Here is a 14,640-nt window from a genome sequence, read left to right on the forward strand (position 1 = left end):
CAGATGCAGCCCACGATTGGCGAAGCGGATCGATTGGCGTAAGGGGGCGATCCCGGCAATCCAGCCGGCAAGCATTCGAGTCACGACCGTGGAAGAAGAGTTCTACCGCATCAAGCGCCTGCCGCCCTACGTCATCGCCGAAGTGAATGCGATGCGGGCCGCAGCCCGCGCCAGCGGCCGGGACATCATCGACCTGGGCATGGGCAATCCCGATCTGCCCCCGCCCGCCCACGTGATCGAAAAGCTGTGCGAAGTGGCGCAGAAGCCTTCGGCCCATGGCTATTCCGCGTCGAAGGGCATTCCCGGCATCCGCAAGGCCCAGGCCAATTACTATGCCACCCGCTTCAACGTGGAGCTGGACCCGGAAACCGAAGTGGTCATGACCATGGGTTCGAAGGAGGGCCTGGCGAGCCTGGCCACCGCGATCACCGCGCCTGGTGACGTGGTGCTGGCGCCCAATCCGTCATATCCGATCCACACCTTCGGCTTCATCATCGCCGGGGCCACGATCCGCTCGGTGCCGACCACGCCCGATGAACGCTATTGGGAATCGCTCGACCGCGCGATGGCCTTTACCGTGCCGCGCCCGTCGATCCTGATCGTCAACTATCCGTCGAACCCCACCGCCGAAACCGTGGACCTGGCGTTCTACGAGCGGCTGGTGGCCTGGGCCAAGGAAAACAAGGTCTGGATCCTGTCGGACCTCGCCTATTCCGAGCTGTACTTCGACGGCCAGCCCACCCGCTCCATCCTGGAAGTGCCCGGTGCCAAGGACGTGGCGGTGGAATTCACCTCGATGTCCAAGACCTTTTCCATGGCCGGCTGGCGCGTGGGCTTTGCCGTGGGCAACAAGCGCCTGATCGCCGCGCTCACCCGCGTGAAATCCTACCTCGACTATGGCGCGTTCACGCCAATCCAGGCGGCGGCCTGCGCTGCGCTCAACGGCCCGCAGGACATTGTCGAACAGAACCGCAAGCTCTACCAGAAGCGCCGCGACGTGATGGTCGAAGCCTTTGGCCGCGCGGGGTGGGACATTCCCAGCCCCAAGGCCTCGATGTTTGCCTGGGCGCCGCTGCCGCCCGCGCTCAAGCACATGGGCAGCCTGGAATTTTCCAAGCAATTGCTGACCCAGGCCGAAGTCGCCGTGGCACCGGGCGTGGGCTATGGCGAGGACGGCGAAGGCTTTGTCCGCATCGCCATGGTGGAAAACGAGCAGCGCCTGCGCCAGGCCGCGCGCAACATCAAGCGCTACCTTACCAGCATGGGCGTCAACGCTTCGGCGGCGTGAATCACACAATGCTAGAGAATGGCGTCACCCCGGGCTTGACCCGGGGTCCCGCTGTTCTTTTGAAAGTAGCGCGTGACGTCCAGAACAAGCGGGACCCCGGATCAAGTCCGGGGTGACGTGGCCATGGAGAGGGGCGCTGTGCAGCCCCCTCGCGAATGCCATCTTTTAAGAATGCTTGTCGGCCTTGCGCCGGCCAAAGCGCATGCCGCGTTCCAGCCGGGCGCGCAGCTGGGTGTAATAGGCTTCCAGAAACGCGCGCTCGTCGCCCCGGCCGTTCGTCCAGCCGATCTTGGTGCAGATCGCCTGGGCCACATCGGCCATGGCCTCGGCATTGTCGTCGCGCAGCACGCGTTCGAGCACTTGCAACTCGTATTCGCCATAGACCGACAGTTCCGCCTCGCCGAATTCATAGCGGGTCTGCGTCAGGGTGCTGTGCCCTTGCGCGCCCGCGCCGGTGGAGAGCGCGGCCTTAAGGCGGTCACGCCCGGCTTCCACCACCCAGGTGCCGGCCACCACATCGCCCGCGCGCAAGGCGTCGCGGTTGCAGAACGGGAACAGCACGAAAATCAGGAACCAAGCCGTTCCCGCCCAGCCGGCAAAGCTGGCGTCTTCGCCCATGGCCAGAGTCGTGCTGATGAAGATCATCGGCAGGGTCAATTCGATGTCGCGCAGGAAATTGCGCGCCACCACCGCTTCGGTCGTCAACCGGCCACCATCGCGCGCGGCCACGCGCAAGCCCACGACGCGCTTGCCTGGCGTGGCGCCGCGCGGGCCCAGCTCGAAATAGAGGAACCAGATGTGGCGGAACAGGAACATGATGACGATCCAGAAGACCACCAGCGCCTGGCCAACCGGGTTTCTTTCATCGGCCTTGATATGGACGGCATTGGCCAGGGACGCGACCAGATAGGTCAGCCCCGCCATCGCCGCCACGATCAGCACGTAATCGATAATCAGCGCCGCGGCACGGGCACCGCGCGCACCGATGGTGAAAGGCAACGGCACACCTTCGGGCGTGATCACCTGGCGCTGGCGCCGGTCTGGCGCGGGGCGGAGCCGCACGCGGCGGCGGCGAAGCAGCGCCATCAGGCCGCCGCCTGCCCGCGCGCCGGGCGCCAGGCAAAGAAATAGGCCAGCCACAGCGCCAGCATGGTGCCGCCGATGGCCAGGCGCACGGTGGTGGAATCCACCAGCTGCCGGCCAAACCCTTCGAGCACGGCGGCGCAGATCAGCATCAGCACAACGCCCACCATCACTTGCGCCGCGCGCCGGCCGGCAGCGGCCGCGGCAACCAGCACCGGGGCATCGCCGGGAAAGGCCATAGCGCGGCCGATGTGGATGCCGGCCCCGCCCGCCAGCAGGATCGCGAACAGTTCGGTCGTGCCGTGGATCGACAGCCAGCCGACCAGCTCCAGCGTCAGCCCCTGGCCGTGATAGAGCCACAGCAGCGCACCAAGCCCCGCCGTATTGTGGATCAGCAGCAGGATCGAAGGCAGGCCGAAGGCAAAGCCCAGGGCAAAGGCGAACAGCGAGACCTGGGCATTGTTGCTGAACAGGAACGCGGCAAACATCGACAGGCCGGTCTGGTCTTGCTGGCCGAACAGGGTGTGCAGCAGCGCTTCGCGGCTGGCACCGGGCACGCGCACGTCGTCGCTGCCCATCAGGCTGTAATACCAGTCGGGATTGCCTGAAACCAGCAGCCAGCCGACCACCGTGCCCAGGACCATCATGGCCAGCGCGATGAGCAGGTCCACCCCCAGACCACGCACCGCCGCGCTCCACCCGCCCAGGAAAAAGCGTTTCAGCCAGGCACCCAGGCCTTCGCGCGGGCCATAGACGGCAAACCACGCGCGCCGTGCCAGCCCTTCGAGATAGGCGATCAGCGCGGCGTCGAGCGAGGTTTCGCGCGCGATCGCCAGGCTGGATATGGCCGTACGATAAAGCGCGGGCAAGGCCAGCAAGTCTTCATCCGAAAGCTTGCGCAGCCGCCCACCCTCGATCCGCGTCACGATGGTTTCCAGCCGCTGCCAATCGCCCTCGCGCGCCTGGCGAAACCGGTCGGAGCGCAGCGCGGCGGCCTCTACCGCCGCGTCCTGACTGGCGTTCTTGCCAAACCAGCGCGCGATCATCCCAGGCTCCCTTCGCGTTTCACGCCCAGATAGGCATCGATCAGCCGCGTGCCGATCTGGTCATAGGCTGCCTCCACCACGCGCACGCCCATCTGGCGCAGGCGTTGCAGCACCAGCATGCGCTGGCGTTGCAGGGCCGTGGCCGTGACGGCGCGGGCCATGGCATCGAGATCGTCCGGGGCTCCCGTGGCCAGCGCGGTCAATTCCGCATCGGCCATGACCACGAACAGCACGCGGTGCCGTTCCATCAGGCGGCCCAGGCTTTCGATCATTAGTTCGGCGCTGGTGGGATCGGTGAAATCGGAAAAGACCACCACCAGCGAGCGACGCTGCAGCCGCGTGGCCAGCGTGGCCATGGCGAACGTGAAATTGGGTTCCTCGCCATGATAGTCGAACCCGGCGGCGCTGCGTTGTAGGCGGGCAAAATCGCGCGGGGCGGTCACGAAGGGCGAAAGGCCCAGGGGCCTTGCGGCAAAGCCGTAGACCGCAACGCGATCCTGCGCTTTCAGCGCCACCCAGGCAGTGGTGAGCGCAGCGGTGATCGCGCGGTCCAGCCGGGGCAAGCCGGCCAACGGCTCGGCCATGGCCTGCCCGCAATCGAACGCGAAGACGATCTGGTTGTTGCGCTCGGTCTCGTATTCCTTAGCATAGAGGCGGCCGTGGCGGGCCGAGCTTTTCCAGTCGATGCGACGGCGGTCCATGCCCGGTTCGTAATCGGCCAGCGCCTCGAACTCGGTCCCTTCGCCGCGAATGCGCCGCGCGACCAGGCCGAACGCCGCATCGCGCAGGAAGATCTGCAACGCCGGGCTGCGCACCGGGGTGATATCGGGCCAGACGCGCAAGGTATGGGCAAGCGGGCGGCGCACCTGGCGATGGCCCAGGCCAAGCGGCCCGGCCCAGCGCAGCCAGAGGGTTTCGAGCCGCACCGTGCCCCGCCGCGTGGGCAGCAAGGCCTTATCGCCGTGCCAGCGGCCCTGATCGTCAAGCGCCAGCGGGAGCGTGGCGCGCCCGCCATCGGCCAGGCGCGGATCGCAGGCCAGCGCCGCCATCGGCGTGGCGCGGGCGCCCGACAGCGCCGCCGTGAGCGTAAGGCGCACCGGTTGGCCCACTTCGGCATCTTCGGCCATGGCCAGATGCAGATCGCGCAAGGGGCCGGCTATCAGCGCGTCGAGCAGGACCAGCGCGAGCAGCGCGGCGCCTGCGGCCGGGGCGACGATCCAGGCTTGCGGTGCCAGGCTGGCCAGCAACAGCCCGGCCGGCGCGGTCAGCGCCAACAGCAGCACTGCGCGCGCCGTTGGATAGACGGCGAGCGTGGGCCAGGAGACAGGCCAGGGAACGCGCGGGCGGGGCATCAGGGCGGGGTCGCGGCCGATCAGCGCGGCGCGGGGGTGCGCTGCACCAGATCGGCGACGATGGCTTCGGCCTGGCGGCCCTCGATCTCGGCCGCGGGGCTGAGGACCATGCGGTGGCGCAGCACCGCCGTGGCCAGCCCCTTGATATCGTCGGGAATGACATAGTCGCGCCCGGCTAGGGCAGCCTGCGCCCGCGCCGCGCCGGCCAGCAGCACCGCCGCGCGGGGGCTGGCGCCGGCGATCAGGTCGCCATTGTCGCGCGTGGCGCGCACCAGCGCGACGATATAATCCACCAGCGGCTCTGCCAGCGTCACGGCCCGCAGGCCGGCCTGGGCGGCGGCCACTTCGCGCGCGTCGGCCACGGCGGCCACGCCCATCTGCGTGGGGTGTTGCCCGGCCTTGCCTTCGCCATAGCGCCGCACGATTCGCGCTTCCTCCTCTGGCGAGGGGTAATCCACCAGCAGCTTGAACAGGAAGCGATCGAGCTGCGCCTCGGGCAGGGGATAGACGCCCTGGCTTTCGATCGGGTTCTGCGTGGCCACCACCATGAAATGGGGTGGCAGCGCGTGAACCGCGCCGTCGAGCGTCACGCGGCGCTCCTGCATCGCTTCGAGCAGGGCGGCCTGCGTCTTGGGCGGGGTGCGGTTGATCTCGTCGGCCAGGATGATGTCGTGAAAGATCGGCCCGCGCGTGAGGGTGAACTGGCTCGTCTGGAAATTGAACAAGTTCGATCCCAGGATATCGCCCGGCATCAGATCGGGAGTGAACTGGATGCGCCCGAAATCGAGGCCGACAGCCGTGGCGAAACTTTGCGCCACCAGCGTCTTGGCGGTGCCCGGCGGCCCTTCGAGCAGGACATGCCCGCCGGCCAGCAGCGCCACCAGCAGGTGATCGACCACGCTGTCCTGGCCGACCACGGCCTTGGCCACCTGGGCGCGAATCGCATCGGCCAGCGCGCGCACTTCATCAAGACTGAGAGCACCGGATGGGGAGGCGGTGTCGGTCACGCAAGATCCTTTTCTAGGGCATGCAGGGCAGCAGCCGCACGCACGGCATCGTGCGGGCGGCGTGCGGCGGCCAGTTGCGCAATGGCATGGGAAAACGGCATCGAATCGGGGTTCACGCGCGCCAGATGGGCATCGATCAGCGCGTCGGTCTGCTCGGCCGGGGCGCCGCGCCGCAGGCCCAGCCGCGTCGCCAGCCGCTCGCGCAGGGCATCGGCATAGGGTCCGCTGACCAGGTGCAGCCGCCCGGCGCGGCGAATCAGGCCGGCACTGTTGACCACCAGCGTGGTCTTGCCCGGCGGAATCGCCGCCAGGCCCACGCGCGGCGGGCCGAACCGGCAGAACGCGCGCCAGCCCACCGCCAGCAGCGCCAGGATCAGGCCCACCGTGGCAGCCAGGAACGGCGGCTCGAACGCCAGGGTGAGCAGGTTGGGCCGGCCGCCCAGCCCGGCAAGCGACAGGTCGAACGTGATCTGCTTGCTGCCTGCATTGGCCGATGCGGCGCGCAGCACGTCGAGCGCGAGCATTGCAGTCTGGCGGTTGGCGAGGCCGTAATTGTCGAACAGGTCGGGCTCGAACACCAGGACCAGCGGCTGGCGCTCCATGTCCGGTCCATCGGCCAGCGCCTCGCTATCGTCGTCATCGCCCGCAGCCAGGACGGTCGGTGTTTCCACGTCGGCCAAGGCATCGAGCGCGGGGTAACGGCCGTTGTCGTCACGATAGGCGGCAAGCACTTGCCCATCGCCGGTGGTGACCAGTGGCACCAGCGCCTGGCCGGTGCCCGAAACCACCTTTTCATCGTCGGGCAGCGGGCCGTGTCGCCCGTCGGCCGTGCGCCAGCCATGGGCGCGATAGCCTTTGCCCTGGTTGAGCGTGACTCGCACATCGTCGGCGAAACCGGGCCAATTCGGCAGCGCAAAGCCGGTCAGCCGCGTCCATCCGCGCGGCTTGTCCAGCTTCTTCTCCAAGGGGCCGGCCTGCCACTTGGGTGCGATGACCACGGTGGGGCCAATGTGGCGCCGCTTGTCCACGATGCTGGCGATGGTCTTGCCATCGGTGTCGGGCAGCGGGGTGAGCACCAGCACGCCAGGCTGCTCCATCGCGGCCTGGGTGCGGGTACGCGCCACGGTGAAACCATCGGCTTCCGCCATGGCCGCCAGCGCGGCATAGCCGTTGAGCCCGCGCCCGGCGCCATGGCCGCCACCGTTGTTCGCCGGCGGGCCGACATGGCCGAGAAACCACAGCAGGCCGATGAACAGCCCGGCGCCCACGACCAGCAGCGCCAGCACCGCGCCGCGCGCAAAGGGTTGTTCGCTGGCGAGAGAAGAGGGCGAGGTGGCGGCGCTCATGCCGCGGCCCCAAGCGGCTGGAGCGCAAAGGCGGCATAGGCGCCGCGCGCACGCAGCCATTCGCCCTCGCCCGGCATGCGCAGGGCATAGCGCGCGCGCTCCACTTCGTCGGCCATGGTGGCAAAGGCGTGGGCCGCGGCAGAGGGCAGGGCATCGATCGCCGCAATTTCGCGCGCCGTGCTCGATGGCGCCAGCCAATCGGGCCGGGCGGCGGCAATATCGGCCACGCTGCGCTGCAGGAGCAGGTGCACGGCTTCGGCAAAGCGCCCCTGCGCGGCCAGGGCATCGGCATCTTCGAGCAGGGCGAGCGCGGCCTGCGGCGCGGGTGCCCATTCCGGTGTCACGGTGCCTGCGCGCGTGCCACGTGCCTGCCGCCATGGGGCCAGCACACCCCAGGCCAGCCAGGCCAGCGCCACGGCGCCCACGATCAGGATCAGCACCAGGATCACTTGCCCGCTTTTGGCCAGGACCAGCCCCAGCGGCATGAAAACGTGCTCGTTGATCCAGAGGAGCACCTTGGCCAAGGCATCGATAGCCACCTGCAGCCAGTGGGGCGGCACATAGGGCACTTCCGGCGGGGGTGGTGGCACCGGGGTGAACTGGATATCGCCCATGCCGCGCACTGTCTGCCAGGCGTGCTCGGCACGGGCAGCATCAGCCTGCGCCGATGCGGCGGGGGCTTGGGCGGTGGCGGACACGGCCCGGGCGGCCGCTGCAACATTGCTCACGCAACGGTTGGTTGCACGCCCGCCTGTGCGCCGCAAGCGCTGATTGCGCCGTTACGGTATCGGGCGGGCCTTACCCCCGGGCGCGTTCCAGCGGATAGGAGCCCAGAATGCGCAAGTCCTTGGCAAAATAGGCCAGTTCTTCCAGCGCACGATCCACCGCCGGATCGCCAGGCGCCCCGACGATATCGGCAAAGAACATCGTTGCGGCAAAGCTGGCGCCTTTCTGGTAGCTTTCCAGCTTGGTCATGTTGACGCCGTTGGTGGCAAAGCCGCCCAGCGCCTTGTACAGCGCGGCCGGGATGTTGCGCACTTCGAACACGAAGGTGGTCATCGCAGCACCGGTGAGCGTGGCGGGATCGCGCGCGGTTTTCGACAGCAGCACGAAGCGCGTGGTGTTGTCGTGCGCGTCCTCGATGTTCTCGGCCAGAAGATCCAGCCCGTAAAGCTCGGCCGCGATGCGCGGGGCGATGGCGGCAATCCCGGCCTCTTGGCTTTCCGCCACCAGCGCGGCGGCGCCGGCGGTATCGGCATAGGCCATCGGCACGATGCCGCGCTCGCGCAAGTAGAAGCGCGATTGGCCCAGGGCCTGCGGGTGGCTGTAGGCGGCGCGGATCGGGCCGGCATCGGCGCGCGCCATCAGGCAGTGGTGGATGTCGAGGAAATGCTCGCCCACGATGGACAAGCCGCTTTCGGGCAGCAGGAAATGAATGTCGGCCACGCGGCCATGCTGCGAATTCTCGATCGGGATGATCGCCTGGCCGGCGCGACCATCCTTCACCGCATCCAGTGCGTCTTCGAACGAAAAGCACGGCAGCGGCAGGCCATCGGGCATCGCTTCGATCGCGGCGCGGTGCGAATTGGCCCCCGGCGCGCCCTGAAACGCCACCGCGCGGGCCGGATCGGCCGCAGCGGCGGCACTCATGCGATCGACAAGCAGGCGGGCGGGTTCGGGAAAACTCTGCATGGGGGCTGCCGTTAGGCGCAAATTTGCCTGCTGGGCAAGGCGAATCAGGGCAGAATGCCGCTTTCCCATGGGCAAAATTTGTTCTGGATCAGAGACGGGGTTTCACGTGCGGCTCTAATCGCACTTGCGCCGGGCCGGGGGGCTGATTATCCCCCCTGCAAAAGGTGCGTACCGGCAGCGGGCCGGAAAATGCGTGCGATAAATGGGGCTGGGAATGGACGACCGTTTCAATACGATCGCGGGATGGACCTTGTTTGGCGGTATCGTGGCTCTGGGCCTTTCAACGTTGTCCGCCCATTACTTCCTTGCCGACAAGCATGAACGTCCTGAAAAGATGGGATATGCTATCGCCGGGGTGGAACCTGAAGGCGGCGCTGGCGGTGCCGCTGCGGTAGAGCCGATCGCCAATCGCCTGGCCAAGGCCGATGCCGCCAAGGGCGAGGCGATCTTTGCCAAGTGCAAGGCCTGCCACACCATCGACCAGGGCGCGGCCAATGGCATCGGCCCCAATTTGTGGGGCGTGGTGGGCGATGCCCGGGCCGAAGGGCGCGGTGGCTTTGCCTTTTCCGATTCGCTCAAGTCCAAGGCGGGCAAGTGGGATTTCGCGAGCCTTGATGAATGGCTCACCAATCCCAAGAAGTTTGCCGACGGCACCAAGATGTCGTTTGCCGGCCTCGCCGATCCGATGGATCGCGCCAACGTGATTCTCTATCTCAATTCCAAGGGTTCCAACCTGCCGCTGCCCGCGCCCGAAGCGGTGCCGGCGGCCGGCGCGGCCCCGGCCGATGGCGCAGCAACGCCCGTGGCCCTGGTGGGCGATGCCGCCAAGGGCGAAAAGGTCTTTGCCAAGTGCCAGGCCTGCCACACCGTGGCGCAGGGCGGCCCCAACGGCATCGGCCCCAACCTCTATGGCGTGGCCGGCGATGCCATTGCCGAAGGGCGCGGCGGCTTTGCCTTCTCCGATGCGCTGAAAGCGCACAAGGGCACGTGGGACCAGGCCACGCTGGACCAGTGGCTGACGGCCCCGGCCAAGTTTGCCCAAGGCACCAAGATGACCTTTGCCGGGCTGTCCAGCGCGCAGGACCGCGCCGACGTGATCGCCTATCTCAACAGCCAGGGCGGCAAGCTGAGCCTGGGCGCGGCACCCGCTGCGGCCCCGGCCGCGGCGAAGTAACAACCGGATAACCCCGCCCCCATCGGGCGGGGTTTATTCTTTGGCCATAGCGAGTAAGCCTTGTGGCCATGTCGCTTGCTGCCCGTTTTTCGCTGCCCACCACTGCCACCGCACCGTTTTGCCCGTCCGAAGTGCGTGGCACCGTTGCCGTTGCTGCCAACGGGCCGTGGTGGAAGGTGGCGTGGCAGGCCGCCGGGCCGGGCCTGCTGGTGGCCGTGGGCTATATGGACCCGGGCAACTGGGCCACCGACATTGCCGCCGGTTCGCAATTCGGGCACGGCCTGTTGTTCGTGGTGCTGGCCTGCGGCCTGGCGGCGATCGTGTTGCAGAGCCTGGCCATGCGGGTCGGGCTGGCCAGTGGGCAGGATCTGGCCCAGCTGGCACGGGCGCACTATTCGCCCGCTGCGTGCCGCGTGCTGTGGCTCCTGGCCGAACTGGCGATCGTCGCCACCGACATTGCCGAAGTGCTGGGCGCGGCGCTGGCGCTGCACTTGCTGCTGCATGTGCCGCTGTGGGCCGGGGTGCTGCTCACCGGGCTCGACACGCTGATCGTCCTGGGTCTCAAAGGGCATGGTTTCCGCCAGTTGGAAGCGATCGTGCTGGGCCTGATCGCCACGATCACGCTGTGCTTTGGCGTGCAACTGATGATCGTTGGAGTGGATGGCGCAGCCGTGGCGGCCGGTGCGGTGCCCGATCTGGCCCGGCTGGCGCAGCCCGGCGCGCTGGTGCTGGCGATCGGCATCCTGGGCGCCACGGTGATGCCGCACAATCTCTACCTGCATTCCAGCGTGGTGCTCACGCGCCTGGACGACCGCAGCCCTGCCGGCACGCGCCGCGCGCTGCGCCTGGGCAGCGCAGACACGGTGGTGTCGCTGCTACTGGCCACGTTGGTCAACGTGGCGATCCTGGTCCTGGCGGCAGAGGCCTTTCACGGCCACGGGCATCGCGACGTGGCCAGTATCGAGGACGCCTGGCGGCTGCTGGCGCCGATCACCGGGGCGGGCCTGGCGCCGCTGCTGTTCGGCCTGGCGCTCCTGGCAGCGGGGCAAAGCGCCACGTTCACCGGCACCGTGGCGGGCCAGGTGGTGCTGGAAGGGTTCCTGAACCTCAAGATTCCGTGCTGGCAGCGCCGCGTGCTGACCCGCGCGCTGGCCATCGTGCCGGCGCTGGCCGGGGTGCTGTGGCTGGGCCAGGGGGCGGTGGGGCAATTGCTGGTGGCGACGCAAGTGGTGCTGTCGCTGCAATTGCCCTTTGCCATCTGGCCGCTGCTGCGCTTTGCCGGCAACCGCACGGTGATGGGGCCGTTCGTGGCGCCGCTGCCCATGCTGGCGGTGGGCTGGCTGCTGTTCGTGCTGATCCTGGTGGCGAATCTTGCCTTGATCGCAGGGGTTTAGGCGTCCTTGAAAATGGCCACGTCGGCGCGGCCGGTGTGGTCGGCAAAGCCGCGATAGAGCCCGTTGGTGTTGAACGCGTGGGTCAGGTTGCCCTGGGCATCGACGGCGATGATGCCGCCCACGCCACCCAGTTCGCCCACTTCGCCCAGCACGGCGCGGGTGGCCGCTGCCACGCTTTCGCCGGCCAGGCGCACGCGCGCGGCGATTTCGTGGGCCACGCCCACGCGGATGAACACCTCGCCCGTACCGGTGCACGAAACCGCGCAGGCGCGGTTGTCGGCATAAGTGCCTGCGCCGATGACCGGCGAATCGCCGATGCGGTTCCAGCGCTTGCCGGTGAGGCCGCCGGTGGAGGTGGCTGCGGCAAGATTACCCTGCGCATCGCATGCCACCGCGCCCACCGTGCCGAACTTGAGGTCGGCGTCGAACCAGCCGTCCTTGCGGGCCTTGAATTCGTGCAACTGGCTCCGGCGTTCCTCGGTGGCGAACCAGCTTGGGTCCACTTCCTCCATGCCGTGGTCGCGGGCGAATTCCTCGGCCCCGCTGCCGGCCAGGAACACGTGCGGGCCTTGCTCCATCACCGTGCGCGCCAGGCGCACCGGGTTGCGCGTGCGGGTGACGGCGCAGACCGAACCGGCGGCACGGGTGCGCCCATCCATGATCGCCGCGTCCAGTTCGTTGGTTTCGTGATAGGTGAACACCGCGCCGCGCCCGGCGTTGAAATGGGGATCGTCTTCCAGCGCGCAGACCGCCGCGCTCACCGCATCGAGCGCGCTGCCACCTTCGCGCAGCACCGCGGCGCCCGCTTCCAGCGCCTGGGCCAGGGCGGCTTCGTATTCGGCGGCCATGGCGGCATCCATGAATTCGGGAGACATGGCGCCGGCGCCACCATGAATGGCCAGGCTCCAGCGGGGCGAAGAAGGGGTGGACTGGGTCATGCTGGCGGCGATAGCAGATGCAACCGGTTTGGCCAGATGGAGTGCGCTATGCTTGATGTGACGATACGCGAGGATGACTTGAGCGGCGCGGCGATCCAGGCGCTGGTGGCGCTGCATCTGGGCGGGATGCATGCCCATTCGCCGGCCGACAAGGTCCACGCGCTGCCGCTCGACAAGCTGCGCGCGCCGGGCGTGACGTTCCATTCGGCCTGGGTGGGTGGCGATCTGGCGGGGATGGGCGCGCTCAAAGTGCTGGCGCCCGATCATGGCGAGTTGAAATCGATGCGGGTGGCGCCTGAATGGCTGGGCCGGGGCGTGGGCAAGGCGATGCTGCGGCACCTGCTGGCCGAGGCGCGGGCGCGCGGCATGGCACGGGTGAGCCTGGAAACCGGGCGCGGGCCGGCGTTCGAACCGGCCCTGGCGCTTTATCGCGCGCATGGTTTCGAGCGATGCGCGGCGTTTGCCGATTACGTGGTGGATGATTTCAGCCAGTGTTTCACGCTGGTTTTGTGAGGGTTGCTTTAGGCTTCCACCACCCCCCGACCCCCTCCTCTAAAGAGGATGGGGAGTATCAAGCAAAAGCCCCCTCCTCTTCAGAGGAGGGGGTTGGGGGTGGTGCGAAGCCTAGCGCCAGGCAGCCCTCACAACTTCCCCACCAATTCCGGCACGGCGGTAAACAAGTCGGCGACCAGACCCACGTCGGCCACCTGGAAGATCGGGGCGTCTTCGTCCTTGTTGATGGCGATGATGGTCTTGGAGTCCTTCATCCCCGCCAGGTGCTGGATCGCGCCGGAAATGCCCACCGCGACATAGACTTGCGGCGCCACGATCTTGCCGGTCTGGCCCACCTGGTAATCGTTGGGCACGTATCCTGCGTCCACCGCCGCGCGGCTCGCGCCGATCGCGGCGCCCAGCTTGTCGGCGAGCGGCGTGATCGTCGCGGCAAAGGTTTCCGCGTCCTTGAGCGCGCGGCCGCCCGAGACGATGACCTTGGCGCTGGTCAGTTCCGGGCGCTCGCTCTTGGCGATTTCCGAACCGACGAAGCTGGAGAGGCCCGCGTCGCCCGCGCCGCTCACCGCTTCGACAGCGGCGCTGCCGCCGGTCGCGTCCGCCTTGGCAAAGGCGGTGGCGCGCACCGTCACCACCAGCTTGGCATCGCCCGATTCGACCGTGGCGATGGCATTGCCGGCATAGATCGGCCGGGTGAAGGTCTTGGGGCCTTCCACCGAGAGAATGTCGGAGACCTGCGCCACGTCGAGCAGCGCGGCGACGCGCGGCGCCACGTTCTTGCCGGTGGTGGTGGCCGGCGCCACGAACGCATCGTAATCGGCCATCAGGCCGGCCACGAGCGGCGCGACGTTCTCGGCCAGCGCATGGGCATAGGCCGCGTCATCAGCCTTGAGCACGGCGGAAACACCGGCAATCTGCGCCGCCGCAGCGGCCACGCCATCGACGCCTTCGCCCGCCACCAGCGCGACCACGTCGCCAAGCTGGCCCGCCGCCGTCACCGCGCTCAGCGTCGCGTCCTTGATCGCGGCGCCATCGTGCTCGACCCAGAGAAGAACCTTACCCATCACGCGACTCCCAGTTCCTTGAGCTTGGCCACCAGCGCATCGACATCGGCCACTTTCACCCCCGCCGCGCGCACCGGCGGCTCGGCCACTTTCAGCGTCTTGAGGCGCGGCGCCACGTCCACGCCCAGGTCGGCGGCGGTCTTGGTGGCGAGCGGCTTGGACTTGGCCTTCATGATGTTGGGCAGCGAGGCATAGCGCGGCTCGTTCAGGCGCAAGTCGGTGGTCACCACCGCAGGCAGCGCCAGCTTGACCGTTTCCAGCCCGCCGTCGATCTCGCGCTTGACGATCAGTTGATCGCCTTCGACGCTGACTTCATTGGCAAAGGTGCCTTGCGGCCGGCCGAGCAGCGCGGCCACCATCTGGCCCACCTGGTTCGAATCGTCGTCGATCGCCTGCTTGCCGGTGATGATCAGGCCGGGCTGTTCCTCGCCGGCGATCGCTGCCACGATCTTGGCCACGCCCAGCGGCTCCACGTCTTCGTCCGACTGCACCAGGATCGCCCGGTCCGCGCCCATCGCCAGCGCCGTGCGCAGCGTGTCGGCCGCCTTCGCCGGGCCCACCGACACCGCAACCACTTCCGAAACAACGCCCTTTTCCTTCAGGCGAATCGCTTCTTCCACCGCGATCTCGTCAAACGGGTTCATGCTCATCTTCACGTTCGCCAGCTCGACACCCGTGCCATCCGCCTTCACCCGCGGCTTCACGTTGTAGTCGATCACCCGCTTCACGCAGACCAGGGCTTTCAT

Annotated in this window: 14 protein-coding genes; 4 read left to right on the plus strand and 10 right to left on the minus strand. The window is 67.9% G+C overall.

The window, feature by feature from the left end; genetic code table 11:
• The first annotated feature begins 88 nt into the window (after window positions 1-88).
• Complete coding sequence (locus FHW94_RS11570; protein WP_168556112.1) at window positions 89-1,288, plus strand: LL-diaminopimelate aminotransferase; 1,200 nt, start codon at window positions 89-91, stop codon at window positions 1,286-1,288.
• A 165-nt stretch (window positions 1,289-1,453) separates the two neighbouring features.
• Here FHW94_RS11570 and FHW94_RS11575 read toward each other — a convergent pair whose 3' ends face one another.
• The 7 genes from FHW94_RS11575 to FHW94_RS11605 form a co-directional block, all read right to left on the minus strand.
• Window positions 1,454-2,374, minus strand: coding sequence for an RDD family protein (locus tag FHW94_RS11575; RefSeq protein WP_168555957.1), 921 nt, complete (start codon window positions 2,372-2,374; stop codon window positions 1,454-1,456).
• Window positions 2,374-3,417 carry a stage II sporulation protein M gene (locus tag FHW94_RS11580; protein ID WP_168555958.1) on the minus strand — a complete coding sequence of 348 codons (1,044 nt, stop codon included), beginning with the start codon at window positions 3,415-3,417 and terminating at the stop codon, window positions 2,374-2,376. The genes FHW94_RS11575 and FHW94_RS11580 overlap by 1 nt, the downstream gene beginning before the upstream one ends.
• Window positions 3,414-4,769 (minus strand): DUF58 domain-containing protein, encoded by a 1,356-nt coding sequence (locus FHW94_RS11585; RefSeq protein WP_210425609.1) that lies wholly within the window; start codon window positions 4,767-4,769, stop codon window positions 3,414-3,416. Before FHW94_RS11585 ends, FHW94_RS11580 begins: the two co-directional genes overlap by 4 nt.
• 20 nt (window positions 4,770-4,789) lie before the next feature.
• A complete protein-coding gene (locus FHW94_RS11590; RefSeq protein ID WP_168555959.1) occupies window positions 4,790-5,776 on the minus strand; it encodes a MoxR family ATPase in 987 nt (328 codons plus the stop codon).
• On the minus strand, window positions 5,773-7,122 hold the full coding sequence (locus FHW94_RS11595; protein ID WP_168555960.1) for a DUF4350 domain-containing protein: 1,350 nt from the start codon (window positions 7,120-7,122) through the stop codon (window positions 5,773-5,775). The genes FHW94_RS11590 and FHW94_RS11595 overlap by 4 nt, the downstream gene beginning before the upstream one ends.
• Entirely contained in the window at window positions 7,119-7,850 is a 732-nt protein-coding gene (locus FHW94_RS11600) for a hypothetical protein (RefSeq protein ID WP_349237504.1), read from the minus strand. Before FHW94_RS11600 ends, FHW94_RS11595 begins: the two co-directional genes overlap by 4 nt.
• 70 nt (window positions 7,851-7,920) lie before the next feature.
• Window positions 7,921-8,814: a prephenate dehydratase gene (locus tag FHW94_RS11605; protein WP_168555961.1), complete on the minus strand. Its 894-nt coding sequence runs from the start codon at window positions 8,812-8,814 to the stop codon at window positions 7,921-7,923.
• 214 nt (window positions 8,815-9,028) lie between these two features.
• Here FHW94_RS11605 and FHW94_RS23575 point away from each other — a divergent pair, with 214 nt between their 5' ends.
• Both FHW94_RS23575 and FHW94_RS11615 read left to right on the plus strand, forming a co-directional pair.
• A complete protein-coding gene (locus FHW94_RS23575) occupies window positions 9,029-9,988 on the plus strand; it encodes a cytochrome c family protein (RefSeq protein ID WP_168555962.1) in 960 nt (319 codons plus the stop codon).
• 68 nt (window positions 9,989-10,056) lie between these two features.
• On the plus strand, window positions 10,057-11,382 hold the full coding sequence (locus tag FHW94_RS11615) for an Nramp family divalent metal transporter (RefSeq protein WP_168555963.1): 1,326 nt from the start codon (window positions 10,057-10,059) through the stop codon (window positions 11,380-11,382).
• Here the strand turns inward: FHW94_RS11615 and FHW94_RS11620 are convergent.
• Complete coding sequence (locus FHW94_RS11620; RefSeq protein WP_168555964.1) at window positions 11,379-12,320, minus strand: isoaspartyl peptidase/L-asparaginase; 942 nt, start codon at window positions 12,318-12,320, stop codon at window positions 11,379-11,381. The two genes, FHW94_RS11615 and FHW94_RS11620, sit on opposite strands and share 4 nt — an antisense overlap.
• A gap of 48 nt (window positions 12,321-12,368) precedes the next feature.
• Here FHW94_RS11620 and FHW94_RS11625 point away from each other — a divergent pair, with 48 nt between their 5' ends.
• Entirely contained in the window at window positions 12,369-12,833 is a 465-nt protein-coding gene (locus FHW94_RS11625) for a GNAT family N-acetyltransferase (RefSeq protein ID WP_210425610.1), read from the plus strand.
• A 128-nt stretch (window positions 12,834-12,961) separates the two neighbouring features.
• On the opposite strand, the gene FHW94_RS11630 is transcribed toward FHW94_RS11625, so the two are convergent.
• Together FHW94_RS11630 and FHW94_RS11635 are read right to left on the minus strand one after the other, a co-directional pair.
• The gene (locus FHW94_RS11630) at window positions 12,962-13,894 is read right to left on the minus strand and encodes an FAD-binding protein (protein ID WP_168555966.1); all 933 of its coding nucleotides are present in this window, start codon (window positions 13,892-13,894) and stop codon (window positions 12,962-12,964) included.
• Window positions 13,894-14,640, minus strand: a complete 747-nt coding sequence (locus tag FHW94_RS11635) for an electron transfer flavoprotein subunit beta/FixA family protein (RefSeq protein WP_168556115.1) — start codon at window positions 14,638-14,640, stop codon at window positions 13,894-13,896. Before FHW94_RS11635 ends, FHW94_RS11630 begins: the two co-directional genes overlap by 1 nt.

The sequence above is a fragment of the Novosphingobium sp. SG720 genome, assembly GCF_012275365.1.
Taxonomy (GTDB): Bacteria; Pseudomonadota; Alphaproteobacteria; order Sphingomonadales; family Sphingomonadaceae; genus Novosphingobium; species Novosphingobium rhizosphaerae.

Excerpts from the sequence above, each read along its gene's own strand:
- FHW94_RS11575 (WP_168555957.1), bottom strand. The coding sequence starts at position 2,374 with ATGGCGCTGCTTCGCCGCCGCCGCGTGCGGCTCCGCCCCGCGCCAGAC.
- FHW94_RS11580 (WP_168555958.1), bottom strand. The coding sequence starts at position 3,417 with ATGATCGCGCGCTGGTTTGGCAAGAACGCCAGTCAGGACGCGGCGGTA.
- FHW94_RS11585 (WP_210425609.1), bottom strand. The coding sequence starts at position 4,769 with ATGCCCCGCCCGCGCGTTCCCTGGCCTGTCTCCTGGCCCACGCTCGCC.
- FHW94_RS11595 (WP_168555960.1), bottom strand. The coding sequence starts at position 7,122 with ATGAGCGCCGCCACCTCGCCCTCTTCTCTCGCCAGCGAACAACCCTTT.
- FHW94_RS11605 (WP_168555961.1), bottom strand. The coding sequence starts at position 8,814 with ATGCAGAGTTTTCCCGAACCCGCCCGCCTGCTTGTCGATCGCATGAGT.
- FHW94_RS23575 (WP_168555962.1), top strand. The coding sequence starts at position 9,029 with ATGGACGACCGTTTCAATACGATCGCGGGATGGACCTTGTTTGGCGGT.
- FHW94_RS11615 (WP_168555963.1), top strand. The coding sequence starts at position 10,057 with ATGTCGCTTGCTGCCCGTTTTTCGCTGCCCACCACTGCCACCGCACCG.
- FHW94_RS11620 (WP_168555964.1), bottom strand. The coding sequence starts at position 12,320 with ATGACCCAGTCCACCCCTTCTTCGCCCCGCTGGAGCCTGGCCATTCAT.
- FHW94_RS11625 (WP_210425610.1), top strand. The coding sequence starts at position 12,369 with ATGCTTGATGTGACGATACGCGAGGATGACTTGAGCGGCGCGGCGATC.
- FHW94_RS11630 (WP_168555966.1), bottom strand. The coding sequence starts at position 13,894 with ATGGGTAAGGTTCTTCTCTGGGTCGAGCACGATGGCGCCGCGATCAAG.
- FHW94_RS11635 (WP_168556115.1), bottom strand. The coding sequence starts at position 14,640 with ATGAAAGCCCTGGTCTGCGTGAAGCGGGTGATCGACTACAACGTGAAG.